We start from the raw sequence: 23,032 nt of genomic DNA on the forward strand, positions 1-23,032 counted from the left end.
CTGGGAGGCGATGATGCCTGCTGCGCGGGAATCGCTGCTGGACGCCGCTTACACGGCGTTGGCGCGCCGGCCGTGGTCCGCCGTGAGGATGGTGGATGTCGCGGCGGCGGCCGGGGTGTCCCGGCAGACCCTGTACAACGAGTTCGGGAGCAAGGAAGGGCTGGCCCGGGCGCTGGTGCGCAGAGAGGCCGACGGCTATCTCGTCGGCGTCGACCGGGCGCTCACCGTGCACGGCGACGCGCGGGACCGGCTGACCGCCACCGCCGAGTGGACCACCGTCTCCGCCCGGGAGAACGCGCTCGTACGGGCCATGCTCACCGGCTGCTGGAGCGAGCGGCTGCCCTCGCCGACGCTCTCCGCCGTGCCGTCCTCCTCCGCCGTACCGGCACAGCGCCGGGCGGACGGACCGCTGCCGTCGCCCGGTGACTTCGTGGCGCTGGTGCGCGACCGTGCCGTCTCCGTGCTCTCCGGACCCGGCGCGCACAAGGCGGACGCCGCCGACCTCGCCCGCTCCTGCGAGCTGGCCGTCCGGCTCGCCCTGTCCTGTGTGGCCGCCCCGCCGGGTGAGGGCGGGGTCGGCGAGCTGGTGCGGAGCGCGCTGTACCGGCAGCCGGCGGTGTGAGCGGCACGCCCGGAGCCTGACCGGGGCCGGTGCGATGAGCCCGGCTGGCGCGACTGTTGTGACGGGCCCGACCAGCGCGGCTGTTGCGACGAGCCCGGCTAGTGCGACGAGCCCGACAGCTGGAGGCCGATCACGCCGATGATCACCAGGCTGATCGAGACGATCTTCAGCGTCGAGACCAGGTCGTCCAGGAAGATCATTCCGTAGATGGCGGTGCCCGCCGCGCCGATGCCGGTCCACACCGCGTACGCCGGGCCGACGTCCAGCTTCTTCAGGGACAGGGTCAGCAGGCCGAAGCTGCCGAGCGCGAAGATGCAGAACGCGATCGTCGGCCACAGCCGGGTGAACCCGTGGGAGAGCTTCAGACACACGGCGAAACCGGTCTCGAGCAACCCGGCCACCACCACCAGCAGCCACGCCATGTGCTGTCCTCCCGTATGTCCGGCTCGGTGCGATTATGCACTTACCGAACTCGCGTACAGCCAAACAACGCGGAGGTCAGTCGCCCGTGATCCTCCGCACGTCGCCCGTGATCCTCCGTCAGTCCCCCTCCGTCCGCTCCCGCGTGGCGAGCAGCCGCCGCAGGGAGTACAGCCGGGCCGGATCGGCGTGGCCCTCGGCCACCCACTCGTCCAGCGCGCAGTCCGGTTCGTCATGACTGCACGCGCGGGGGCAGTTCTCGGTTCCCGGTTCCAGGTCGGGGAACGCGTGGATCACCCGGGACGGGTCCACGTGGTGCAGTCCGAACGACCGTACACCCGGCGTGTCGATGACCCAGCCGTCGTCGCCCTCCAGGGGCAGCGCGAGGGCCGAGGTCGTGGTGTGCCGGCCGCGGCCCGTCACCGCGTTCACATGACCCGTCACCCGGCGCCGGTCCTCGGGGACCAGGGCGTTGACCAGAGTCGTCTTGCCGACGCCCGAGTGGCCGACGAACGCCGTGACCCTGCCGTCCAGTTGCTCGCGCACCCGGCCCGCCGCGTCGCCGTTCTCCAGCTCCTCGCGGCTGGTGACGACGTAGGGGATGTCCAGGTCGCCGTAGAGCTCCAGGAGCTTGTCCGGCGGGGCGAGGTCCGACTTGGTCATGACCAGGAGCGGGGTCAGACCGCCGTCGTAGGCCGCGACCAGGCAGCGGTCGATGAGACGCGGGCGGGGTTCCGGGTCGGCGAGGGCGGTGACGATGGCGAGCTGGTCGGCGTTGGCGACGACCACCCGCTCGAACGGATCGTCGTCGTCGGCCGTACGGCGCAGGACCGACGTGCGCTCCTCGATGCGGACGATCCGCGCGAGGGTGTCCTTCTGGCCGGAGAGGTCGCCGACGATCGCCACCCGGTCGCCCACCACCGCGGCCTTGCGGCCCAGTTCGCGGGCCTTCATCGCCATCACGACCCGGTCCTCGACCAGGCAGGTCAGCCGGCCCCGGTCGACGGTCAGGACCATGCCCCAGGACGCGTCCTCGTGCTTGGGGCGGATGTGGGTGCGCGGCCGGTTGCCCTTGCGGTTGGGGCGGCTGCGGATGTCGTCCTCGTCGGTGTGCTTGCCGTAGCGGCGCATCGTCTACGTCCCTACGGCCTGTCGCTCCCGAGCATCCCGGCCCACAGGTCGGGGAAGTCCGGCAGGGTCTTGGCCGTCGTCGCGACGTTCTCGATGCGTACGCCCTCCACCGCGAGGCCGATGATCGCGCCCGCCGTGGCCATCCGGTGGTCCTCGTAGGTGTGGAAGGTCCCGCCGTGCAGGGTGCGCGGGCGGATGTGCAGGCCGTCGGCGGTCTCGGTGACGTCACCGCCGAGTTCGTCGATCTCCTTGGTGAGCGCGGCCAGCCGGTCCGTCTCGTGCAGCCGGAGATGCGCCACCCCGCGCAGGGTGGACGGGGAGTCCGCGAGGGCCGCCACGGCCGCGATGCCGGGGGTCAGCTCGCCGACCTCGCTCAGGTCGACGTCGATGCCGTGGATGCCACCCGAACCGGTGAACACCAGGCCGTACTCGGTGAGTTCGCAGGAGCCGCCCATCTCGGTGAAGATCTCCCGCAGCCGGTCGCCGGGCTGAGTGGTGCGGGCCGGCCAGTCCGGGATCACCACCTTGCCGCCGGTCACCAGGGCCGCCGCCAGGAACGGCTGGGCGTTGGAGAGGTCCGGCTCGACCGTGAGGTCCCGGCCCAGCAGGGCGCCCGGCGTGACCCGCCAGACGTTCGGCTCGCCGCCCGACTCCGGGGTGTCCACCTGGGCGCCGACCGCGCGCAGCATGTCGACGGTCATCCGGATGTGCGGCAGGGAGGGCAGCGAGCCGCCGATGTGGCGGACCTCGACGCCCTGGTTGAAGCGCGGGCCGCTGAGCAGGAGGGCGCTCACGAACTGGGACGAGCTCGATGCGTCGATCTCCACCGGGCCGCCGTCCAGCGCGCCGCCGCCGTGGACCGTCAGGGGGAGGGCGCCCCTGCCGTCGTCGTCGATACGGGCGCCGAGGACGCGGAGGGCGTCGATGACGCCGTTCAGGGGCCTCTCGTACGACCTCGGGTCGCCGTCGAAGCGGATGGGGCCGTCGGCGAGGGCGGCGACCGGGGGGAGGAAGCGCATGACGGTGCCGGCGTTGCCGACGTCCACGGTGGCGGGGCCGCGGAGGCCTGCCGGCAGGACGCGCCAGGTCTCGCCGGTGCCGGTGGGGCCCACTCCCTCCTCGATGCCCACGCCCATCTCGCGGAGGGCTGCCGCCATGAGGAGGGTGTCTCGGGAGCGGAGGGGGCGGCGTAGCCAGCCCGGTTCTGACGCCAGGGCCGCGAGCACGAGTGCGCGGTTGGTGACCGACTTCGACCCCGGGACGTGGACTGTCGCGTCGACGGCTCCGCTTGCGTGGGGGGCGGGCCAGAGGGCGGTTTCTGCGGGGTTCAAAGCCATAGGGTCACTTTAGTAGGGGGTTGTGGGTTGAGTGCTGCGCCGTCGTGGCTGGTCGCGCCCCGCGGCGGAGCCGCTGATGGATACAGCCCCGCGCCCCTGACGCCTGCCCCTTCGGGGCGCGTCATACCTCCAGGAGCCACCGGCCTCCACCTATGAGCGAACAGAGCGACACCGCGTGGAACAGGAACAGCCACAGACCCGCCGGGACGTGGGTCAGGCGGGAGAGCTGGTCCGCGTCCGAGTCGCCCGCGCCGCCCCTCGACCGCTTCGCCTGTAGCTCGAAGGCGGGGCGGACTCCGCCCAGCAGCAGGAACCAGACCACGGCGTAGGCGAAGGCCGCCTGGACCTGGGGGCCGGCGAGCCAGGAGACCACCACGAAGGTGCCGCCGGCGAGGATGACCGTCAGGGCGCCGTAGGCGTTGCGGATCATGACCAGCATCGCCACGAGGAGGATGGTGGCCAGCCAGAGGAGCAGGGTGATGCGGCCGGCCGCCAGGAGGGCCGCGCCGCCCAGGCCCAGCAGCGGGGGAGCGGTGTAGCCGGCGGCCGCGGTGAGGATCATGCCGATGCCGTGCGGCTTGCCCCGGCTGACGGTGAGGCCGCTGGTGTCGGAGTGCAGCCGGATGCCGGTCAGCTGGCGGCCGGTGCACAGGGCGATCAGTCCGTGGCCGCCCTCGTGGGCGATGGTGATCGCGTTGCGCGAGAGCCGCCACAGCGGATGCGGGATCACTATCGCGAGCGACGCCACCATGGTGGCCAGCACCACCCACAGATCCGGGTCGGGCTGGGTGCCGATGAGCTCGTCCCACAGAGAGGTCGCTGTGCTGGTGTCCATGTTTCCGGGTGGCTCCCTCTCCTCGTACGGAGTCTGGCAGTGTGGCACGTATGTGCGGACGGTATGCGGCCAGTCGTAGGCCCGAGGATCTCGCAGGAATCTTTGAGATCGAGAAGTGGGAACCCGAGGAGTCCTTGGAGCCCGACTACAACGTGGCCCCGACCAAGGAGGTCTATGCCGTCCTGGACCGCCCTCTTAAGGACGCCGACGACCCGCGGCCGGTTCGGCAGCTGCGGAAGCTGAAGTGGGGACTGGTCCCGAGCTGGTCGAAGACCCCCGAGGGCGCCGCCCGGATGATCAACGCCCGCGCGGAGACCGTGCACGAGAAGCCGTCGTTCAAGAGGGCCTTCGCCACCCGCCGGTGCGTCATCCCGGCCGACGGCTACTACGAGTGGGTCACCGGCACCCAGGAGCGCGATCTGGAGGTCGAGGGGAAGAAGAAGCGGCCGCGCAAGCAGCCCTACTTCGTGCTGCCCGCCGACGGCTCGGTCTTCGCGATGGCCGGGCTGTACGAGTTCTGGCGGGACAGGACCCTGCCCGACGACCACCCGCTGGCCTGGTGGGTGACCTGCTCCGTGATCACCACCGAGGCCGAGACGAGCCCGCTGGCCGTCTCCCCGGCCGACGGACCGCGCGCCCTCGCCGACATCCACCCCCGGATGCCGCTCATGCTCACCCCGGACCGCTGGGACACCTGGCTCGACCCGTCCCGCACCGACGTGGAGGACCTGCGCTCGCTGCTCGCGCCGCCGCCCGAGGGGCTGATGCGCGCCTACCCGGTCTCCACCGCCGTCAGCAATGTCCGCAACAACGGCCCGGAGCTGCTGAAGGAACTCGAAGGACCCGAAGAGGGCACACTCTTCTGACATGACCTTCGAGATCATCGGCACGGACGCGGGGGACGCCCGCGTCACCTGGCACAAGGCGAAGCGGGCACGGTTCGTCCTGGCTGTGAGCCACGGGGCGGGCGGGGGCGTCGAGGCGCGGGACCTCCAGGCGCTCGCGCGGGTGCTGCCGGACCACGGGGTGACCGTGGCCCTGGTGGAGCAGCCCTGGCGGGTGGCCGGCAAGAAGCTCGCGCCCGCGCCGAAGACGCTCGACGTGGGGTGGCGCGGGATCTGGCCCGCGTTGGTGAAGCCCGGTCTGCCGGTGATCTCCGGCGGCCGCAGCGCGGGGGCCCGGGTCGCCTGCCGTACGGCCGTGGAGCTGGGCGCCGCCGCCGTGCTCGCCCTCAGTTTCCCGCTGCACCCGCCCGGCAAGCCGGAGAAGTCGCGCGCCGACGAACTGCTCGGATCCGGGGTGCCCACCCTGGTCGTCCAGGGAGGCAACGATCCGTTCGGGAAGCCCGAGGAGTTCCCGGACGGAGCCTTCGAACTCGTCGAAGTGCCCTACGGCGATCACGGCTTCGCGGTGCCGAAGCGGGCGGAGATCACCCAGGAGGAGGCCGTGACGGTCATCACGGACGCGGTCGTGAAGTGGAGCGGGTCACTGGCGTGAAGTGGAGCGGGTCACTGGGGTGACGGCCCGGGAATGTTGAGCGGTGGACCTCTGTTGAGGCGGACAGAAGTGCTGAGAAACCAGCACCGACCGTCGTAGAGAGGAAGTCCGCCGCATGGGTTCGACCTTCTGCCCGAGCCGCAGCAGCCGCGCTGACCTGGACTGGACGGTGCTGCGCGCGACCAAGGCCACCCCGATTCGAGGGGCGGCCGGGGTGGGTAGTCGTCTATCCTCCAATTCCGGTGGCACCGGTTTCGATGCTGCCCGGAATCTTGAGGAGGTGGGTCCGGTCACTGGGATCGACGCAGGGACCGACAACGGCCAGGCGGAGCAGCCCGAGGGCCAGGGCACGAGCACGGAGACCGACGCGGAGCGCACGGCGCGCTTCGAGCGGGACGCGCTCGAATTCCTCGACCAGATGTACTCGGCCGCCCTGCGCATGACGCGCAACCCGGCCGACGCCGAAGACCTGGTGCAGGAGACGTACGCCAAGGCGTACGCGTCCTTCCACCAGTTCCGTGAGGGCACCAACCTCAAGGCGTGGCTGTACCGGATCCTCACCAACACGTTCATCAACTCGTACCGCAAGAAGCAGCGTGAGCCCCAGCGCTCCGCGGCCGAGGAGATCGAGGACTGGCAGCTCGCCCGCGCCGAGTCGCACATGTCGACCGGTCTGCGCTCCGCCGAGTCGCAGGCGCTCGACCACCTGCCCGACTCGGACGTGAAGGAAGCGCTCCAGGCGATCCCCGAGGAGTTCCGCATTGCCGTCTACCTCGCTGACGTAGAGGGCTTTGCGTACAAGGAGATCGCCGACATCATGGGGACACCCATCGGTACGGTGATGTCCCGCCTGCACCGCGGCCGCCGTCAACTGCGCGGCATGCTGGAGGACTACGCGCGTGAGCGCGGGCTCGTCCCGGCCGGTGCCGGAGAGTCGGACGAAGCGAAAGGCTCGGTCTCATGAGCTGCGGAGAGCACCACGAGACGGACTGCACTGAGGTGCTCGATCATCTCTACGAGTTCCTCGACAGTGAGATGCCGGACGTCGACCGCGCCAAGTTCAAGCAGCACTTCACGGAGTGCTCGCCGTGCCTGGAGAAGTACGGCCTGGAAGAGGCCGTGAAGAAGCTGGTCAAGCGGTGCTGCGGTCAGGACGACGTGCCGACCGACCTGCGCGCCAAGGTCCTGGGGCGGCTCGACCTGATCCGCTCGGGACAGGCCGTGCCGGATCACGACGTGACGGCCGCGCCGGTGACACCGCAGGAGTCCTGACCGGTCCTGAGCGTCACCGGCCGCCGTGCCGCCGGTCCCGCGGGGTACCGCGGGATCAGATCTCCAGACCGTTCTCGATCCGCTTGAGTCCGTGCCGGGCCAGCGCCAGGTTGCTGCGGGCCCGGTCGAGGGCGACGTAGAAGAAGAGCGCGCCGCTGCTGCTGGTGAGCGGGCGGATCAGGTGGTACTGCTTCCCGAGCGTGATCAGGATGTCCTCGATCACGTCGTCCATGTCCAGCGAGGCCAGGGTGCGCATCTTCGCGCGCACCACCTCGGTGTTTCCCGCCGCCGCGAGTTCCAGGTCGAGGCCCTGACCGCCGCCGAGGGCGCCGAGCGACATGCCGCTGTCATAGTCCACGATCGCGGCGCCGATCGCGCCGTCCAGACCCATGGCTTCCTTGAGCGCGGTCTCGATGTTCACGGGTTTCCTCAATTCTTCCGTGCTGCTGACCGGTCGATGCTCGGCCAACTACGATCGACGCGAAGCGACTCGTGAGTCACTTAACGCCAACTTTGGTGTTTGTGACGGAACTTGTCGTTCAAAGTAGTGCGTGGTGTCTGACCGTGGAGGGCCAATGGGGGAAAAGGCGACGGCGCTCCAGACCTCCCTGGACCGGCTGCTCGACGCCCCCGGAGTCACCGGTGTCGCCCTCGTCGACGCGGTGACCGGGCTTGTCTACGGCGCCGCCGGTGACGTCACCGAGGCCGGGGACGGCCCGGAGGCCTGCGAACTCGCCGCTCTCATCGTCGACCGGCTCGGTGCGGCCGGCGCGGAGGGCGAGCTGGAGAGCGTGGTGCTGACCAGCCGGCGCCGGCACCAGATGCTGTTCTCCGTCGTACGGCCCACCGGTGACCCTCTGCTCCTCGCGGCCGGACTGGACCGCGACCGGGCCAACGTGGCGCTCGCTCTGCGCAGTCTCGGCGACCAGGTGGCCGAGGTGCTGGCGTGAGAGCGCCCGCGGCCCGTAACGTCCCCGCGCTCCTCCAGGCGCTGCGCGAGGAGGAGTTCACCGGGACGGTCCGGGTCTCCGGGGCACCCGGCGGAACGATCCACCTCCGGGACGGCCTGGTCGGCGCGATCGAGACACCCGGCGCGCCGACGGCCACCTCGGCCCTCCTCACCACCGGCCGCATCGACGACGAGGCGTGGCTGACGGCCTGCGCCACCGAACCCGACGCCGACCGGCTGGGCGGACATCTGGTGTCGGCCGGGCTGATCGGCGCGGCGGAGCTCCAGATCGTCTGCACGGCGGCCGTCTTCGACGGCGCCTTCGCCATGGCGCTCAGCGCGCCGGGCGGTTGGGAGACGGGCGAGCGGGAGCCCGCGCTGGTGGCGGCCGGCGTGGAACCGCGGTCGCTGACCGAGGAGATCGCCCGGCGGACCGGGGTGCTCGGCCGTGGCCGGGCGGGCAGCTCGGTGGGCGAACTGGCCCGTGCCAGGCCGGAGTCGGTGGCGGAACTCGGGCCCGGCGCGTGGCTGTCGTCGCGGCTCCAGGAGCTGCTCGGGAGCGTCAACGGCCGTCGTACGCCACGGGATCTCGCCTTCGCGCTCGGACGGGGGCTCTACGCCGTGATGCTGGACCTCAAGCGTCTGGAGACGCTGGGACTGATCCGGTGGGAGGGCAGGACCGCCCCCGGTGAACGGCCCAGCACCGCGCCCCGGGTGACACCTGGCCCCTCCGCCGACCCCGGGCCCGCCCCGCCCGGCGGCGGCCCGCTGCCCAAGCGCCGGCCCGGCAGATCCGCTGCACGGGATCGCGGAGAGAGGGGCGACCGGTGAGCCGAAGACCCGAAAAGCCCACGGGGCAGAAGCCCTTAGGCACCACAGGAAACGCGAGAACCAAAGACACCTCAGGCACCAAAGACACCTCAGCCACCTCCGGACCCAGCCGCCCCGCCCCCTCCTCCGCACCCCCCGCCCTCCCCATCCGCGGAGCCGTCCCCTCCGATTCGTCCCCGCCCTTCGCGTATCCCACCCCCACACCCGAGGAACTGGCCGCGGACCAGCCCTCCGTCGAGACGTTGCGTCGCGTCCGGCAGGGGTTGCGGGCGCTTCCCGACAGCAGAAGTCCGACCGAACCGCCGACGTCCGGACCAAGGAGCACGTGTCCATGACCGAAATGCCGTCCCCCGAGCCGCACGACTCCGCCTCCTCCCTCACCGACATCCTGGCCTCGCTGCGGGACCGGGTGATGGGCGTCAGCGAGAGCGTCCTGTCCACCGCGGACGGACTGCTCGTCGTCGCGGACGTCGACTCCGTGCACCCGGAGTCGGTCGCCGCGCTCGCCGCCGCGACCCTCGGCGTCGGCCGCCGGATGGCCGACCAGGCCGGTGCCGGAGCGCTGCGGGAAGTGGTCGTGCGGGGCGGTTCGGGACACGTCGTGGTGACGGCCGTCGGCGATCGGGCACTGCTCACCGTCATGGGCGACGAGGGTCTCGACCTCGCCGCGTTCCAGCGCGAGTCACCGGCCGCCGTCGAGGAACTGAGCAAGGTGCTCGCCGCGGACGTCGCACGCTGACCGCTGACCGCTGACCGCTGACCGCACGGACACGCGCAGGAACGTTCGGTCGATGGTCACTCGATCGGGCTAATCCGGAGCCCGTGGGCTCGTCGATTCCCCGATATGCGGTCCACGCGCCCCACCCCTGGTCCTAGGCTCCGGAGCCGGAACAGGCGCGGCCGGGGAGGACGTTGGCGTGGAGGCGGTACCGGCACGGGCGCGCGCGTACGTCGCCGGCGTGGCCCTCGTCGCCCTGGTCTGTCTGCTGCCGCTGCCGGGCATCCGCGCCCCCTGGTGGGCCGTCGCCCTGCTCGCCGCCCTGTACGCCGGATGCGAGCGGATCGCCGCCCGCTGGCGCCTCGCCGGCACCTTCCACCCCGTCCTGCTGGCCGGCGCCTTCCTCCTCCCGCCGCCCGCCGCCGCCCTCGTGGCGCTGCCGGGGGCGCTGCTGTCCCGCGTCGACCACGGACCCCGGCTGCTGCGCCGGGTCTGGCGCGCCGCACAGCTCGCCGTCGGCGTCTGGGTCGCTGCCCGCGTCCACTGGGCGATGGGAGGCCGGAACGCGGTCGTGGCCTCCGACTTCCCCTACGCCCTGGTCCCGGCCGGCGTCGCGGTGCTCGCGTTCTGCCTGCTGCTGAGCCTGCTGGACGGCGGCATCCTGGCGCTGGCCGAGCGGATTCCCGTACGGCGGGCCTGGCGCGGTCTCTTTCTCCGCTCCCTCGCCCCCGTCGCCGTACACGGACTGGCCGGGCTGATGATGGCCGTGCTGTGGCGCAGTCCCTACGGCCCCGGCGCCGCGTTGCTCGTGCTGTTGCCGATGTGCGTGTCGTGGTGGGTGTTCGCGCAGTACCACCGGGAGCGGGCCGCGCATCAGGCCACCATCCGCGCTCTCGTGCAGGCCGTCGACATCAAGGACGAGTACACGCGCGGGCACAGCGAGCGGGTCGGGCAGGCGTCGATGATGATCGCGCGGGAGCTCGGCATGGACGACACCAGGACCGAGGTGCTGCGGTTCGCCGGGATCCTGCACGACGTGGGCAAGCTCGGGGTGCCGACGCGGCTGCTCAGGAAGGACGGGCCATTGACGCCCGAGGAGCGCCGGATCATCGAGCTGCACCCGGAGTACGGGCACGAGATGGTGCGGGGCATCTCCTTCCTCGGGGAGGCCAGGGCCGCCGTGCTCCACCACCATGAGCGGCTGGACGGGAGCGGGTATCCGTACGGGCTGCTGGGGGCGCAGATCCCGGAGTCCGCGCGAGTGGTGGCCGTCGCCGACGCCTTCGACGCGATGACGTCCACCCGCTCCTACCGGCGGGCCCGACCGGTGGGTGCCGCGCTGGAGGAGCTGGAGCGGTGTGCGGGCAGCCAGTTCGACCCACGGATGGTGACGGCCCTGGTCCGGGCGCTGTCCCGGCATGGCTGGCATCCGGCGGTCACGGCGGACGAGACGGAGGAGACGGGCGAGGCGGACGGGACCGGTGAGGCCGATCTCCCCCGGCCCCGGCCGGGAGTCGTGGGGCGGCCGGGAGCGCGGCGGTGAGCGCGGGGCCTCGACCTGTCCCCGGTGCGCCGGAGCCTGGGCCTCGGCCGGAACACGGGAGGCCCAAGCGGTCCCCGCGGCCGGAACCCCGTACGCCCAGGCGGGTTCCCCGGTCGCCCCTCCCGCTCACCCTCGTCCACGCCTCCGCCGCCCTCCTCGCCCTCGGCTGTCTCGCCGCCGTGCTCCGGACCGGGCTGGAGGAGCGCGGTACCGCTCTCGCGTTCGGGGTGCTGATCACCGTCGGTGAGCTCAACCGGCGCAGTGGCCCGCATGCCAGGGAGGCCGCGCCGCTCGGTGCCGCCGGGGCGCTGTCGTACGCGCTGCTCGGCGAGAACGCGGGTCAACCCACGCATCACGGCGTCGCCCAGGTCGTCGCCGTCGTGCTCGCCGCCTTTCTCGTCGGCTGCGTGCCGCACATCGCGCGCGGCCAGGGCCCCACCGCCGACCAGCTCGCCCGCCGTGTCCTGACCGTCGGGTTCGCGGCCGTGTGCTTCCAACCTCTCTACAACCAGGGGGCGTTCGCGCAGTGGCGCGGCCCCGCCTACGCCCTGCTGCTGCTCGCCCTGCTCTCGCTCACCGCGCTGTGCGACGCCGTGCTCGCCGCCGCGCTCGCGCACTCCCGGACCCGCTGGCCCTTCGGCCCGCTGCTCAGGGACGAGCTGCGGGCCCTGCTCGGCATCGGGTCCGCCGTGGTCGCCACCGGCGCGGTGATGGCGCTCGCGGTGGCCGTCGTAGGGCTGTGGGCGCTGCCGGTGTTCTCCGTGCCGCTGCTGCTCACCCAGCTCTCCGTGCGCCGGTACGCGGCCGTGCGCTCCACCTACCGGCAGACCATCGCCTCCCTCGCCCGGGCCACCGAGATCGCCGGGTACACCCCCGCCGGGCACGCCCGCAGGGTCGCCGCGCTCAGCCGCGAGGTCGGGCGCGACCTGGGCCTTTCCCGGCCCGAACTCACCGTCCTGGAGTACGCCGCCCTCATGCACGACATCGGCCAGCTCAGCCTCGTCGACCCGGTGCCCGCGGGTGCCACCGCGGGTCTGCCCGTCGCCGAACAGCGCCGGATCGCCCTGCTCGGTGGGGCCGTCGTACGGCAGACGGGGGTGGACGCGGCCGTCGCCGTGGTCGTGGAGCGGCAGGCGGACCCCTTCCGGGAGCAGCCGCTCGCCGCGCGGATCGTGCGGGCGGTGAACGCGTACGAGGAGAAGGCGCGCGACGCCGGGCCCGGCGGGCCGCTGACCGCGCTCGAGGAGCTGCGCCTGGCCACCGCGGGGGACTACGCTCCGGAGGTCGTGGAGGCGCTGGCCAGAGTGCTGTCAAGAGACTGTCTGACCTCGCCCATGGGTGGGTAACCCATGGGTAATGAGCGCCCTTCCGACCACACGTGGTTGGATGCGAGAGAGAGGGTGTCCGGGGGCACAGCCAGCCCACTCGACGGAACTGGCAGGCGGGAATCGTGAGGATCTTCGGCAAGGGACGGCACCGGCCCTCCGCCTCCTGGCGGCAGGCCACGGACCGCGCGTTCACCCTGATCGGCGACGGTCGCTACGAGGACGCGGGCGCGTTGCTGACACGTGCCGCGGACCTGGAGCCGTGGCTGTCCGAGTCCTGGTTCAACCTCGCCCTCCTGCACAAGTTCCGGCACGACTGGGAGCAGGCGCGGGCCGCGGGCCTGCGTGCCGTCGCGCTGCTCGACCGGGAGACCGGGGCGCCCGACTGGTGGAACGTCGGCATCGCCGCGACCGCGCTCCAGGACTGGCCGCTCGCCCGGCGGGCCTGGCAGGCGTACGGGCTGCGGGTGCCGGGCGGCGCCACCGCCTCGGGCGAGCCGCTGGGGATGGACCTGGGCAGCGCGGCCGTACGGCTGTCTCCCGAGGGCGAGGCCGAGGTGGTCTGGGGGCGGCGGCTGGACCCCGCCCGCATCGAGGTGCTGTCGATCCCGCTGCCGTCCTCGGGGCGGCGCTGGGGCGAGGTCGTACTGCACGACGGGGTGCCGCACGGCGAGCGGACCACGGCGTCCGGGCACGCGTACCCCGTCTTCGACGAGATCGAGCTGTGGGCGCCCTCGCCGGTGCCGACGTGGGTGGTGCTGCTGGAAGCCGCCACCGAGGCGGACCGGGACGCGCTGGAGCAGTTGGCGGCGGACGCCGGGTTCGCGGCGGAGGACTGGTCGTCGTCGGTACGGCTGCTGTGCCGGATGTGTTCCGAGTCGCGGATGCCGTCCGACGAGGGCGACGGGGAGCATCTCGATCCGCACGACCACAGTGAGCCGGGACACCCGGGCCCGCTGGGGCACCGGACCGACGGTCAGCTGTGGGTGCCGGAGCGGGAGTGCGGGGTGGCTGCGCCTGCCTCGCTGGTCCGGGGACTGCTGGACGGGTGGGTGGCGGACAGCCCGGACTCCAGGGACTGGCGGGATCTCGAAGAGGTCTGCTGAACATTCGCCGTAGGCTGTAGCAGCGTCACACCCCCCTTTGGTTCTTTTGTTTGTGCAGGAAGGCATCCGTAGGTCATGGCCCAGCAGGACACCGATCAGCAGCACGCGGGCGTGCTCCCCGTCGACGACGAGGGGTTCGTCGTCGACATCGAGGAGACCGAGGAGCGGGAGAACGCCTGGCGTGAGCGCGGCACCTCGCGGCCCATCACCGTCGTCGGGAACCCCGTACTGCACAAGGAGTGCAAGGACGTCACCGAGTTCGGTGCGGAGCTGGACCAGCTGGTCGCGGACATGTTCGCCTCGCAGCGCACCGCCGAGGGCGTGGGTCTCGCCGCCAACCAGATCGGTGTCGACCTGAAGGTCTTCGTCTACGACTGCCAGGACGACGAGGGCCGTCGGCACGTGGGTGTCGTCTGCAACCCGAAGCTCGTGGACCTGCCCGCCGACCGGCGCCAGCTGGACGAGAGCAACGAGGGCTGTCTGTCGGTGCCCACCGCGTACGCCCCGCTCGCCCGCCCGGACTACGCCGAGGTGACCGGCCAGGACGAGAAGGGCAACCCGGTCAAGGTCCGCGGCACCGGCTACTTCGCCCGGTGTTTGCAGCACGAGACCGACCATCTCTACGGCTACCTGTACATCGACCGGCTCTCCAAGCGCGAACGCAAGGACGCGCTGCGGCAGATGGCCGAGAACGAGCCTCGCTACCCCGTGGTCGCCAACGACTGACGTCGCACCGCCCACCTCCGCACGGCGCCTGTCCGGGAATCACTCCCCGAACAGGCGCCGTTCGCATGTGCGTCGCACGTTCGATCGGATGTGCTCATGTAGTGATCCGATTCCGGTCACGCAAGGGGAGAATCTAGGCACCATGGGGTAGTGAATGGAGCAAATCCGTTCCCAGAACGGTCAGTTGTGGTGCTGAATGGGAAGTGCGGGGATACGCAACGGCGCACGCCCGGTTCAGCGGGAGGGCGTGCGTCAACTGGCGGCTGGAAGGGGTTTGTTCGTGCCTGCTTTTTCACACAGCATCACGTCGTCGTCGCCGTTGCCGTCGGCGATCGCGGTTCCACCGTCGCTCTCTCTCCCGGTGATCGAGGCAGCGTTTCCCAGGCAACTGCACCCGTATTGGCCCAGGCTCCAGGAGAAGACCCGGACCTGGCTCCTGGAAAAGCGGCTCATGCCGGCGGACAAGGTGGCGGAATATGCCGACGGACTGTGCTATACGGACTTGATGGCGGGGTACTACCTCGGCGCACCCGACGAGGTCCTCCAGGCGATAGCGGACTACAGCGCGTGGTTCTTCGTCTGGGACGACCGGCACGACCGCGACATCGTCCACCGCCGTCCCGCCGCCTGGCGGCGGCTCAGGTTCCGCTTGCACGCGGCGCTCGACTCCCCCCGGGAGCATCTGCACCACGAGGACGCGCTGGTCGCCGCGTTCGCGGACAGCGTGCTGCGGCTGTACTCGTTCCTGCCGCGGACCTGGAACCTCCGGTTCGCCCGGCACTTCCACCAGGTGATCGAGGCGTACGACCAGGAATTCCGCAATCGCACCGCGGGAGTCATTCCCACGGTCGAGGAATATCTGGCACTGCGCCGGCTCACCTTCGCGCACTGGATCTGGACGGATCTGCTGGAACTGACCGCCGGCTGTGAACTCCCGGACCGGATAAGGAAGGAACCCGCATATCGCAGGGCGGCTCTGCTGAGTCAGGAATTCGCCGCCTGGTACAACGACCTGTGCTCGCTGCCCAAGGAAATCGCGGGCGACGAGGTCCACAATCTCGGACTCAGCCTCATCAAACACAAGGGGCTGACCCTGGAGGAGTCGATCCGGGAATTACGGCGCGTGGTCGTGAAGTGTGTGGACGCCTTTCTGATCGCCGAGGCGGAAGCCCTCCGATTCGCCGAGGGGCTCGACGACGGCACCGCGCGCGGAAAGGAACTGAAGTCCGCCGTCAGGTCCTGCGTCGGCAATATGCGCAACTGGTTCAGCACCGTCTACTGGTTTCACCACGAGTCCGGCCGCTACATGGTCGACAGCTGGGACGACCGGTCCACGCCCCCGTACGTCAACAACGAAGCGGCAGGTGAGAAATGACCGTCGAATCCGTGAAACCCGAAGCCGCGGCGGCTCCCGAGTCGGGTGAGCCGCCGTTCGCGGGCGGACGGGTCCCCGTCCTCGGCCACGGCTGGCGGATGGTCCGCGATCCGCTGACCTTCATGTCCGGACTCAGGCGCCACGGCGACGTCGTACGCCTCAGGATCGGCCCCAAGACCGTGTACGCGCCGACCACCCCGGAACTCACCGGCGCGGTGGCGCTCAACCCGGACTTCATCATCGCCGGGCCGCTGTGGGAGTCCCTGGAGGGGCTGGTCGGCAAGGAGGGCGTGGCCACCGCGAACGGCCCTCAGCACCGGCGCCAGCGGCGGGTCATCCAGCCCGCGTTCCGGCTCGACGCCATCCCGGCGTACGGGCCGATCATGGAGGAGGAGGCCCGCGCGCTCGCCGAGCGCTGGCAGCCGGGGGAGACCGTCGACTGCACCTCCGAGGCGTTCCGGGTCGCCGTGCGGGTGGCCGCCCGCTGTCTGCTGCGCGGGGACTTCATGGACGAGCGCGCCGAGCGGCTGTGCGTCGCGCTCGCCACCGTCTTCCGGGGCATGTACCGGCGGATGGTGATACCCGCGGGGCCGCTGTACCGGCTGCCCCTGCCGCCCAACCGTAAATTCAATCGGGCCCTGGCCGATTTGCATCTCCTCGTCGACGAGATCGTCGCCGAGCGCAGGGCATCCGGTCAAAAACCGGACGATTTGCTGACGGCATTGCTGGCCGCCCGGGACGAGAATGGCGAACCCATCGGGGAGCAGGAGATCCACGACCAGGTGGTCGCGATACTCACCCCGGGCAGCGAAACGGTCGCGGCCACCGTCATGTGGTTGCTTCAGGCTCTCGCCGAACACCCGGAACACGCGGACAAGGTGTGCGCGGAAGTCGAATCGGTCACCGGGGGTGGTCCCGTGGCATTCGAGGACGTCCGGTCGCTCACGCATACGAACCGCGTGGTGATCGAGGTCATGCGTTTGCGGCCGGCCGTGTGGATATTGACGCGGCGGGCGATCCGCGACACGGAACTCGGTGGCTATCGCATTCCGGCCGGGGCCGACATCGTCTACAGCCCGTATGCGATCCAGCGCGATCCGAAGTCGTACGACGACAGCCTGGAGTTCGATCCCGGGCGCTGGAGTCCGGAGCGGGCCGGGTCGGTGCCGAAACACGCCATGAGTCCGTTCAGCACCGGCAACCGCAAGTGCCCGAGCGACCACTTCTCTATGGCCCAGCTGACGCTGATCACGGCGGAGCTGGCCCGGAAGTACCGCTTCGAGCAGGTGCCCGGGTCCAGGGACGAACCCAGGGTGGGGATCACGCTGAAGCCCCACCGGCTGCTGCTGAGGCCGGTGCCGAGGCGGTAGCTCAGGCGGCCTCTGGGCCCTGGAAGGTGCGCCGGTAGGCGTGCGGGGTGGTGCCCACCGCGCGCAGGAACTGGTGGCGCAGCGCGGCCGCCGTGCCGAACCCGGTTCGGCCGGCGATCGCGTCCACCGTCTCGTCGGTCGCCTCCAGCAGCCGCTGCGCCAGCAGCACCCGCTGGCGCAGGATCCAGCGGTACGGAGTCGTGCCGGTCTCCTGCTGGAAGCGGCGGGCGAAGGTGCGCGGGGACATGTGGGCGCGCTCGGCGAGCTGCTCGACGGTGACCTCCTCGTCGAGATGCCGCTCCATCCACACGAGCACCTCGCCGAGGCTGTCGCCCGAGTGCCTCGGCAGCGGCCGCTCGATGTACTGCGCCTGTCCGCCGTCCCGGTGCGGCGGTACGACCATCCGGCGGGCGATCTTGTTGGCCACCTCCGGGCCCTGCTCCTTGCGCACGATGTGCAGACAGGCGTCGATCCCGGCGGCGGTGCCCGCGGAGGTGATGACCGGGTCCTCGTCGACGTAGAGCACGTCCGGCTCGACCGTGAGCCGCGGGTACGCCAGCGACAGCTCGTCGGCGTGGTGCCAGTGCACGGCGCAGCGCCGTCCGTCGAGCAGCCCGGCGGCGGCCAGCACGAAGACGCCGGAGCACACGCTCAGCACCCGGGCCCCGCGCTCGACCCCGCGCCGCAGGGCGTCCAGCAGCTCGGGCGGGAAGTCCCGGGTCTCGTAGCAGGCGCCGGCCGGTACGGCGATCAGGTCGGCCGACTCCAGGCGCTCCAGACCGTGCTCGACCTGGATGGCGAAGCCCGCGCGGGAGGCCAGGCTCGGGCCCTCGGCCGAGGCGACCGCGAAGTCGTACACCGGCAGTCCGTCGTCACTGCGGTCGGTGCCGAAGACCTCGCAGACGACGCCGAGTTCGAAGGGGTTCACGCCGTCCAGGACGACGGCGGCCACGTTTGTCAGCATGCTGCCAGTGTGCCGCAGAGTTGGCAGTAAATCGAGGGTGTGCGGCAGTCCTGCCACTGTTTGTAAGGAGTACTCGGCGCGACAGTAGTGACATGACGACCGCACAGACAGAAGGACTGATCGGAATGCTGACCGTGCTCGGAATCCTCGTCCTGCTGGTGCTCCCCTCGGTGATCGGGCTCGTGCACGACAAGCGCGTCGACCGCCAGATCCGGGAAGCGCAGAGGCGTTACTTCACCTCCACGGTGACCCACCACTCCTGAATCCCCTTGCACGACACCCGACCGGTCTCGGTGGCGCACAGCGGGCGCGACGAACTCAGCCGCACCCGGCCCGCCGAGACCGCCGTGTACGCGGCGCTCGCGTCACCGGGGAGCAGGACGACACCGCTGTTGGCGGCCTCCAGCCCGGAGCCGTCCACGGCGACCGGCTTCCACGGACGGCCCTTGGTCCCGTCGAGGCTGATCCGGACCGTACCGCCCACCGCCAGGCACACGGTGTCCCCGCTGTCGGTGGCGCCGAGCTCCGCCGGGGACCGGCAACCGGTCGGGGCGGGCGCGGGGGAGGACGGCGTCACACTGGCGCCGCCTCCCCTTTCCTCTCCGGCCTTTCCGGCCCCGGATTCGCCGCCGCAGCCCGCGAGGAGCAGCGTCAGCGTCACGAGAGCGGGGATCGTCGTACGGATCGGGCGCATGGGTGGCCTCCTTCCCCCTTGGACGTACCACCCACGTGCCCGGATCCCCGTCTAGAAGTCCTCGTCCAGGTCGACCGTGCCCTCCACGGCCACCTGGTACGCGGACGGACGCCGCTCGAAGAAGTTGGTCAGTTCCTGGACGCCCTGGAGCTCCATGAAGGAGAAGGGGTTCTCCGAGCCGTACACCGGGGCGAAGCCGAGGCGGGTGAGGCGCTGGTCGGCCACGCACTCCAGGTACTGGCGCATCGACTCGGTGTTCATGCCCGGCAGCCCGTCCCCGCACAGGTCGCGCCCGAACTGGAGCTCGGCCTCGACGGCCTCCCTCAGCATGTCGGTGACCTGCTGCTCCAGCTGGTCGTCGAAGAGCTCCGGCTCCTCCTTGCGGACGGTGTCGACCACGTCGAAGGCGAAGGACATGTGCATGGTCTCGTCGCGGAACACCCAGTTGGTGCCGGTGGCCAGACCGTGCAGCAGACCCCGGCTGCGGAACCAGTAGACGTACGCGAAGGCGCCGTAGAAGAAGAGGCCCTCGATGCACGCGGCGAAGCAGATGAGGTTCAGCAGGAAGCGGCGGCGGTCGGCCTTGGTCTCCAGGCGGTCCAGCTTCTCGACCGAGTCCATCCACTTGAAGCAGAACTGCGCCTTCTCGCGGATGGAGGGGATGTTCTCGACGGCGTCGAAGGCGGCGGCCCGGTCCTCCGGGTCGGGGAGGTAGGTGTCGAGCAGCGTCAGATAGAACTGCACGTGCACCGCCTCCTCGAAGAGCTGCCTGCTCAGGTACAGGCGCGCTTCGGGGGAGTTGATGTGCTTGTAGAGGGTCAGCACCAGGTTGTTCGCCACGATCGAGTCGCCCGTCGCGAAGAACGCGACCAGCCGGCCGATCATGTGCTGCTCACCCTCGGACAGCTTCGCGAGGTCGGCGACGTCCGAGTGGAGGTCGACCTCCTCGACGGTCCAGGTGTTCTTGATGGCGTCCCGGTAGCGCTCGTAGAAGTCCGGGTAGCGCATGGGGCGCAGAGTCAGCTCGAAGCCGGGGTCGAGCAGGTTCTGGGTGGTGGACATTACTGGCAGGCCTCGCAGGACTCGGGGTTTTCCAGGGAGCAGGCGACGGCGTCTTGGGGGTCCGCCTGTTGGACGGGGATCGTCGCCTGGGCGGCGCGGGCGATACGGGTCGCCGGGCGCGAGCGCAGGTAGTACGTCGTCTTCAGCCCGGACTTCCAGGCGTACGCGTACATCGAGGAGAGCTTGCCGATGGTCGGCGTCTCCAGGAAGAGGTTCAGGGACTGGGACTGGTCGAGGTACGGGGTGCGCGCCGCCGCCATGTCGATCAGGCCGCGCTGCGGGATCTCCCACGCCGTGCGGTACAGCGCCCGTACGTCCTCGGGGATCCACGCGAAGTCCTGCACCGAGCCGTTGGAGTCGCGCAGCGCCTCACGGGTGCGGGCGTCCCAGACGCCGAGTGCCTTGAGGTCGTTCACCAGATAGGAGTTGACCTGGAGGAACTCGCCGGACAGCGTCTCGCGCTTGAACAGGTTGGAGACCTGCGGCTCGATGCACTCGTACACGCCCGCGATCGAGGCGATGGTGGCGGTGGGCGCGATGGCGAGGAGCAGGCTGTTGCGCAGGCCCGTGGTGGCCATCCGCTCGCGCAGCGCGGCCCAGCGCTCGGGCCAGTTCGATGTGACGTCGTAGTGGTCGGGGTGCAGGACACCCTGCGCGGTACGGGTCTTCTCCCAGGCGGGCAGCGGGCCGTAGCGCTCGGCGAGGTCGGTGGAGGCCTCGTACGCGGCGAGCATGATGCGCTCGGCGATCCGGGTGGACAGGGCCTTGGCCTCGGGGGAGTCGAAGGGCAGCCGCAGCTTGAAGAAGACGTCCTGGAGGCCCATCGCGCCCAGGCCCACCGGGCGCCACTTGGCGTTGGACCGCCCGGCCTGCTCGGTCGGGTAGAAGTTGATGTCGACGACCCGGTCGAGGAAGGTGACGGCGGTGCGGACGGTGGCGTCCAGCCGCTCCCAGTCGATGTCGTTCGTCCGCGGGTCCACGAACGCGCCGAGGTTCACGGACCCCAGGTTGCAGACCGCCGTCTCGCCGTCGTCCGTGACCTCCAGGATCTCCGTGCAGAGATTGGAGGAGTGGACGGTGTGGCCGGGCAGGGCCGTCTGGTTGGCGGTGCGGTTGGCCGCGTCCTTGAAGGTCATCCAGCCGTTGCCGGTCTGCGCGAGGGTGCGCATCATGCGGCCGTAGAGGTCACGGGCGGGGATGGTCTTGCGCGCGAGCCCCCGCTCCTCGGCCTTGCGGTACGCCGCGTCGAACTCCTCGCCCCACAGGTCGACCAGCTCGGGCACGTCGGCGGGGGAGAACAGCGACCACTCGGCGTCCGCGTTCACCCGGCGCATGAACTCGTCCGGGATCCAGTGCGCGAGGTTCAGGTTGTGCGTACGACGGGCGTCCTCACCGGTGTTGTCCCGCAGCTCCAGGAACTCCTCGATGTCGGAGTGCCAGGTCTCCAGGTACACCGCGGCGGCACCCTTGCGCCGGCCGCCCTGGTTCACGGCGGCGACGGACGCGTCCAGCGTCTTCAGGAACGGGACGATGCCGTTGGAGTGCCCGTTGGTGCCCCGGATCAGCGAACCGCGGCTGCGGATGCGGGAGTACGAGAGGCCGATGCCACCGGCGTGCTTGGAGAGCCGGGCGACCTGGTGGTAGCGGTCGTAGATGGAGTCCAGCTCGTCGACCGGGGAGTCGAGGAGGTAGCAGGACGACATCTGGGGGTGCCGGGTGCCGGAGTTGAAGAGGGTGGGGGAGGAGGGGAGGTAGTCGAGGCGGCTCATGAGGGCGTAGAGCGCGGCGACTTCGTCGAGTGCCCTCGATGTGTCGTCCTCCGCGAGCCCCGAGGCCACCCGGAGCATGAAGTGCTGGGGCGTCTCGATCACCTTGCGGGTGATGGGGTGCCGGAGGAGATAGCGGGAGTGCAGGGTGCGCAGGCCGAAGTAGCCGAAGCGGTCGTCGCCCTGAGGGTCGATGAGCGTGTCGAGACGGTCGGCGTGGATCCGTACGAACTCCGCCGTGCGGTCGGCGATGAGGCCCTCGCGGTGGCCGACGGCGACCGAGCCGGTGAACGAGGTCACACCCTGCGAGGCGGCCTCGGCGGCGATGGAGATCGTCAGCAGCCGCGCGGCCAGCCGGCTGTACGCCGGGTCCTCGGAGATGAGCCCGGCCGCCGACTCGGTGGCCAGCTCGCGCAACTCCGACTCGTCGGCCCGCGCGGACCGGCCGCGGAGCGCGGCGGCGGCGACCCGGCCGGGGTCGGCGTCGGGGAGGTCGGCGGTCAGCGCGGTCAGGGTCCGCAGCAACGCGGTTCCGGGACCGTCCTCTTCCACACCGATGGTCGCTGAAGCCGGGTCGGCTGGCGCGATGGTCACGTGGGGCTCTCCCTCGCTGGGCACGGGGCCTTGAGGGCAGGGGGCAGCACACGAGCGCGCACGGCGTCGCGTCCACCGGCCCATTCCACGAGGCCCGGACGTCATCACACCCGGGCCACGGTGGCCGGGCGTACTGTCGACAGGTCCTCGGACTGACTCCCATGTGCGCTTATGCACGCATGAGTACACCGTTGCGGGACAGTTCCGGATTCACACCGGATTCCCCTGCGGCGACAGCGAGCATGAGCATACATCTTGTGCCGGGTTCGGGTGGCACCCCCAGATGTTGTGTCGCGGCGGTTTCAGAGTGTCAACTGATAGGTGAGGAGAGTGAACTCCGGGGCCTCCGGTACGGGGCGCAGGTCGCGTTCCGGGGCGCGGGTGAAGCCGAGGCGTTCGTAGATGCGGTGGGCCGAGCGCATGGTGGGCTGGGTGCACAGGACGACGCCGGTGCGGTTGCCTGCGGCGCTTGCGCGGTCGATGCAGGTCTGGACGAGAGCTTGTCCGACGCCTCTGCCGCGAGCCTCGTGGGACACGGCGAGCATGCGGATCTCCGCCTCTCCGGGGCGGGCTATCTCCGACAGGGGGCCGCCGTCGGGGACGTAGGTGACTCCGCCGAGCAGATCTGATCCGGAGACGGCGACCAGGACTTCGGCGTGTGCCGCTCGCTTGGCCACGTTCTTGAGTTCTTCGAGGTACCAGTCGTCTTCGTCGCCGAAGGCGAGGAGGCCGTCGTTCAGGTAGGCCCTTGCCGTGATGTCGCCGAGGGGTTCGTAGTCGGTGGGGTCTGCGGGGCGGATCACGATGGTCATGGGGGGAGTGTGCACGAAAGCGGGCCGCCGAGGGTGGTTGCTCTCGGCGGCCCGCTGCCGGTTGTGTGTGGTTGCTCGCGCAG

25 protein-coding genes and 1 riboswitch are annotated in these 23,032 nt (G+C 70.7%); of the genes, 15 read left to right on the forward strand and 10 right to left on the reverse strand.

Annotated elements, in window-relative coordinates; all coding sequences use genetic code 11:
* Positions 1-10: 10 nt before the first annotated feature.
* The gene (locus G3I78_RS41580) at positions 11-622 is read left to right on the forward strand and encodes a TetR/AcrR family transcriptional regulator (protein WP_164434698.1); all 612 of its coding nucleotides are present in this window, start codon (positions 11-13) and stop codon (positions 620-622) included.
* A gap of 98 nt (positions 623-720) precedes the next feature.
* Here G3I78_RS41580 and G3I78_RS41585 read toward each other — a convergent pair whose 3' ends face one another.
* From G3I78_RS41585 to G3I78_RS41600, 4 genes are all read right to left on the reverse strand, one after another.
* Positions 721-1,044 (reverse strand): multidrug efflux SMR transporter, encoded by a 324-nt coding sequence (locus tag G3I78_RS41585; RefSeq protein ID WP_125189792.1) that lies wholly within the window; start codon positions 1,042-1,044, stop codon positions 721-723.
* Between the two features lie 118 nt (positions 1,045-1,162).
* On the reverse strand, positions 1,163-2,173 hold the full coding sequence (gene rsgA, locus G3I78_RS41590; RefSeq protein WP_164434700.1) for a ribosome small subunit-dependent GTPase A: 1,011 nt from the start codon (positions 2,171-2,173) through the stop codon (positions 1,163-1,165).
* An 11-nt stretch (positions 2,174-2,184) separates the two neighbouring features.
* Positions 2,185-3,510, reverse strand: coding sequence for a 3-phosphoshikimate 1-carboxyvinyltransferase (gene aroA, locus G3I78_RS41595; RefSeq protein WP_164434702.1), 1,326 nt, complete (start codon positions 3,508-3,510; stop codon positions 2,185-2,187).
* A 121-nt stretch (positions 3,511-3,631) separates the two neighbouring features.
* On the reverse strand, positions 3,632-4,345 hold the full coding sequence (locus G3I78_RS41600; protein WP_164434704.1) for a M50 family metallopeptidase: 714 nt from the start codon (positions 4,343-4,345) through the stop codon (positions 3,632-3,634).
* A 50-nt stretch (positions 4,346-4,395) separates the two neighbouring features.
* Between G3I78_RS41600 and G3I78_RS41605 the strand changes: the two genes are divergently transcribed.
* The 4 genes from G3I78_RS41605 (at position 4,396) to rsrA (ending at position 7,114) form a co-directional block, all read left to right on the forward strand.
* Positions 4,396-5,211 (forward strand): SOS response-associated peptidase, encoded by an 816-nt coding sequence (locus G3I78_RS41605; protein WP_164434706.1) that lies wholly within the window; start codon positions 4,396-4,398, stop codon positions 5,209-5,211.
* Position 5,212: 1 nt separating this feature from the next.
* A complete protein-coding gene (locus G3I78_RS41610; protein ID WP_164434708.1) occupies positions 5,213-5,842 on the forward strand; it encodes an alpha/beta family hydrolase in 630 nt (209 codons plus the stop codon).
* A 280-nt stretch (positions 5,843-6,122) separates the two neighbouring features.
* Positions 6,123-6,806, forward strand: coding sequence for an RNA polymerase sigma factor SigR (sigR, locus tag G3I78_RS41615; protein WP_343243974.1), 684 nt, complete (start codon positions 6,123-6,125; stop codon positions 6,804-6,806).
* On the forward strand, positions 6,803-7,114 hold the full coding sequence (rsrA, locus tag G3I78_RS41620; protein ID WP_164434712.1) for a mycothiol system anti-sigma-R factor: 312 nt from the start codon (positions 6,803-6,805) through the stop codon (positions 7,112-7,114). The genes sigR and rsrA overlap by 4 nt, the downstream gene beginning before the upstream one ends.
* 55 nt (positions 7,115-7,169) lie before the next feature.
* Here rsrA and G3I78_RS41625 read toward each other — a convergent pair whose 3' ends face one another.
* Positions 7,170-7,535, reverse strand: coding sequence for a hypothetical protein (locus tag G3I78_RS41625; RefSeq protein WP_164434714.1), 366 nt, complete (start codon positions 7,533-7,535; stop codon positions 7,170-7,172).
* Positions 7,536-7,689: 154 nt separating this feature from the next.
* Between G3I78_RS41625 and G3I78_RS41630 the strand changes: the two genes are divergently transcribed.
* From G3I78_RS41630 to G3I78_RS41670, 9 genes are all read left to right on the forward strand, one after another.
* Complete coding sequence (locus G3I78_RS41630; RefSeq protein WP_203616236.1) at positions 7,690-8,064, forward strand: hypothetical protein; 375 nt, start codon at positions 7,690-7,692, stop codon at positions 8,062-8,064.
* Positions 8,061-8,894 carry a hypothetical protein gene (locus G3I78_RS41635; RefSeq protein WP_164434716.1) on the forward strand — a complete coding sequence of 278 codons (834 nt, stop codon included), beginning with the start codon at positions 8,061-8,063 and terminating at the stop codon, positions 8,892-8,894. The genes G3I78_RS41630 and G3I78_RS41635 overlap by 4 nt, the downstream gene beginning before the upstream one ends.
* Before the next feature lie 331 nt (positions 8,895-9,225).
* Positions 9,226-9,633, forward strand: a complete 408-nt coding sequence (locus G3I78_RS41640) for a roadblock/LC7 domain-containing protein (protein ID WP_164434718.1) — start codon at positions 9,226-9,228, stop codon at positions 9,631-9,633.
* Between the two features lie 178 nt (positions 9,634-9,811).
* Entirely contained in the window at positions 9,812-11,155 is a 1,344-nt protein-coding gene (locus G3I78_RS41645) for an HD-GYP domain-containing protein (protein WP_164434720.1), read from the forward strand.
* A 179-nt stretch (positions 11,156-11,334) separates the two neighbouring features.
* Positions 11,335-12,501 carry an HD domain-containing protein gene (locus tag G3I78_RS41650; protein ID WP_343243975.1) on the forward strand — a complete coding sequence of 389 codons (1,167 nt, stop codon included), beginning with the start codon at positions 11,335-11,337 and terminating at the stop codon, positions 12,499-12,501.
* Positions 12,502-12,605: 104 nt separating this feature from the next.
* Entirely contained in the window at positions 12,606-13,586 is a 981-nt protein-coding gene (locus G3I78_RS41655) for a hypothetical protein (RefSeq protein ID WP_020119821.1), read from the forward strand.
* 75 nt (positions 13,587-13,661) lie between these two features.
* Positions 13,662-14,312 carry a peptide deformylase gene (gene def, locus G3I78_RS41660; RefSeq protein ID WP_164434723.1) on the forward strand — a complete coding sequence of 217 codons (651 nt, stop codon included), beginning with the start codon at positions 13,662-13,664 and terminating at the stop codon, positions 14,310-14,312.
* 280 nt (positions 14,313-14,592) lie between these two features.
* On the forward strand, positions 14,593-15,687 hold the full coding sequence (gene cyc1 / locus G3I78_RS41665) for an epi-isozizaene synthase (RefSeq protein WP_343243978.1): 1,095 nt from the start codon (positions 14,593-14,595) through the stop codon (positions 15,685-15,687).
* Positions 15,684-17,057, forward strand: coding sequence for a cytochrome P450 (locus tag G3I78_RS41670; RefSeq protein WP_164434725.1), 1,374 nt, complete (start codon positions 15,684-15,686; stop codon positions 17,055-17,057). Before cyc1 ends, G3I78_RS41670 begins: the two co-directional genes overlap by 4 nt.
* Before the next feature lies 1 nt (position 17,058).
* Here the strand turns inward: G3I78_RS41670 and G3I78_RS41675 are convergent, their stop codons facing one another.
* The gene (locus G3I78_RS41675) at positions 17,059-18,021 is read right to left on the reverse strand and encodes a helix-turn-helix domain-containing protein (protein WP_164434727.1); all 963 of its coding nucleotides are present in this window, start codon (positions 18,019-18,021) and stop codon (positions 17,059-17,061) included.
* 92 nt (positions 18,022-18,113) lie between these two features.
* Between G3I78_RS41675 and G3I78_RS41680 the strand changes: the two genes are divergently transcribed.
* Entirely contained in the window at positions 18,114-18,284 is a 171-nt protein-coding gene (locus tag G3I78_RS41680) for a hypothetical protein (RefSeq protein ID WP_164434666.1), read from the forward strand.
* Here G3I78_RS41680 and G3I78_RS41685 read toward each other — a convergent pair.
* The 4 genes from G3I78_RS41685 to G3I78_RS41700 form a co-directional block, all read right to left on the reverse strand.
* Positions 18,251-18,715: a hypothetical protein gene (locus tag G3I78_RS41685; RefSeq protein ID WP_164434729.1), complete on the reverse strand. Its 465-nt coding sequence runs from the start codon at positions 18,713-18,715 to the stop codon at positions 18,251-18,253. The two genes, G3I78_RS41680 and G3I78_RS41685, sit on opposite strands and share 34 nt — an antisense overlap.
* A gap of 51 nt (positions 18,716-18,766) precedes the next feature.
* A complete protein-coding gene (locus G3I78_RS41690) occupies positions 18,767-19,777 on the reverse strand; it encodes a ribonucleotide-diphosphate reductase subunit beta (RefSeq protein ID WP_164434732.1) in 1,011 nt (336 codons plus the stop codon).
* Complete coding sequence (locus tag G3I78_RS41695) at positions 19,777-22,137, reverse strand: ribonucleoside-diphosphate reductase subunit alpha (protein WP_164434734.1); 2,361 nt, start codon at positions 22,135-22,137, stop codon at positions 19,777-19,779. Before G3I78_RS41695 ends, G3I78_RS41690 begins: the two co-directional genes overlap by 1 nt.
* A gap of 142 nt (positions 22,138-22,279) precedes the next feature.
* Positions 22,280-22,362: riboswitch (cobalamin riboswitch) on the reverse strand.
* 77 nt (positions 22,363-22,439) lie between these two features.
* Positions 22,440-22,949: an N-acetyltransferase gene (locus tag G3I78_RS41700; RefSeq protein WP_164434736.1), complete on the reverse strand. Its 510-nt coding sequence runs from the start codon at positions 22,947-22,949 to the stop codon at positions 22,440-22,442.
* Positions 22,950-23,032: the final 83 nt, after the last annotated feature.

The organism is Streptomyces sp. SID13726 (assembly GCF_010548375.1).
Taxonomy (GTDB): Bacteria; Actinomycetota; Actinomycetes; order Streptomycetales; family Streptomycetaceae; genus Streptomyces.

Bases quoted from the DNA above. Each gene is read 5' to 3' on its own strand.
- G3I78_RS41580 (WP_164434698.1), top strand. From the start codon at position 11: ATGATGCCTGCTGCGCGGGAATCGCTGCTGGACGCCGCTTACACGGCG.
- G3I78_RS41585 (WP_125189792.1), bottom strand. From the start codon at position 1,044: ATGGCGTGGCTGCTGGTGGTGGTGGCCGGGTTGCTCGAGACCGGTTTC.
- rsgA (WP_164434700.1), bottom strand. From the start codon at position 2,173: ATGCGCCGCTACGGCAAGCACACCGACGAGGACGACATCCGCAGCCGC.
- aroA (WP_164434702.1), bottom strand. From the start codon at position 3,510: ATGGCTTTGAACCCCGCAGAAACCGCCCTCTGGCCCGCCCCCCACGCA.
- G3I78_RS41600 (WP_164434704.1), bottom strand. From the start codon at position 4,345: ATGGACACCAGCACAGCGACCTCTCTGTGGGACGAGCTCATCGGCACC.
- G3I78_RS41605 (WP_164434706.1), top strand. From the start codon at position 4,396: ATGTGCGGACGGTATGCGGCCAGTCGTAGGCCCGAGGATCTCGCAGGA.
- G3I78_RS41610 (WP_164434708.1), top strand. From the start codon at position 5,213: ATGACCTTCGAGATCATCGGCACGGACGCGGGGGACGCCCGCGTCACC.
- rsrA (WP_164434712.1), top strand. From the start codon at position 6,803: ATGAGCTGCGGAGAGCACCACGAGACGGACTGCACTGAGGTGCTCGAT.
- G3I78_RS41630 (WP_203616236.1), top strand. From the start codon at position 7,690: ATGGGGGAAAAGGCGACGGCGCTCCAGACCTCCCTGGACCGGCTGCTC.
- G3I78_RS41640 (WP_164434718.1), top strand. From the start codon at position 9,226: ATGACCGAAATGCCGTCCCCCGAGCCGCACGACTCCGCCTCCTCCCTC.
- def (WP_164434723.1), top strand. From the start codon at position 13,662: ATGGCCCAGCAGGACACCGATCAGCAGCACGCGGGCGTGCTCCCCGTC.
- G3I78_RS41670 (WP_164434725.1), top strand. From the start codon at position 15,684: ATGACCGTCGAATCCGTGAAACCCGAAGCCGCGGCGGCTCCCGAGTCG.
- G3I78_RS41675 (WP_164434727.1), bottom strand. From the start codon at position 18,021: ATGCTGACAAACGTGGCCGCCGTCGTCCTGGACGGCGTGAACCCCTTC.
- G3I78_RS41680 (WP_164434666.1), top strand. From the start codon at position 18,114: ATGACGACCGCACAGACAGAAGGACTGATCGGAATGCTGACCGTGCTC.
- G3I78_RS41685 (WP_164434729.1), bottom strand. From the start codon at position 18,715: ATGCGCCCGATCCGTACGACGATCCCCGCTCTCGTGACGCTGACGCTG.
- G3I78_RS41690 (WP_164434732.1), bottom strand. From the start codon at position 19,777: ATGTCCACCACCCAGAACCTGCTCGACCCCGGCTTCGAGCTGACTCTG.
- G3I78_RS41700 (WP_164434736.1), bottom strand. From the start codon at position 22,949: ATGACCATCGTGATCCGCCCCGCAGACCCCACCGACTACGAACCCCTC.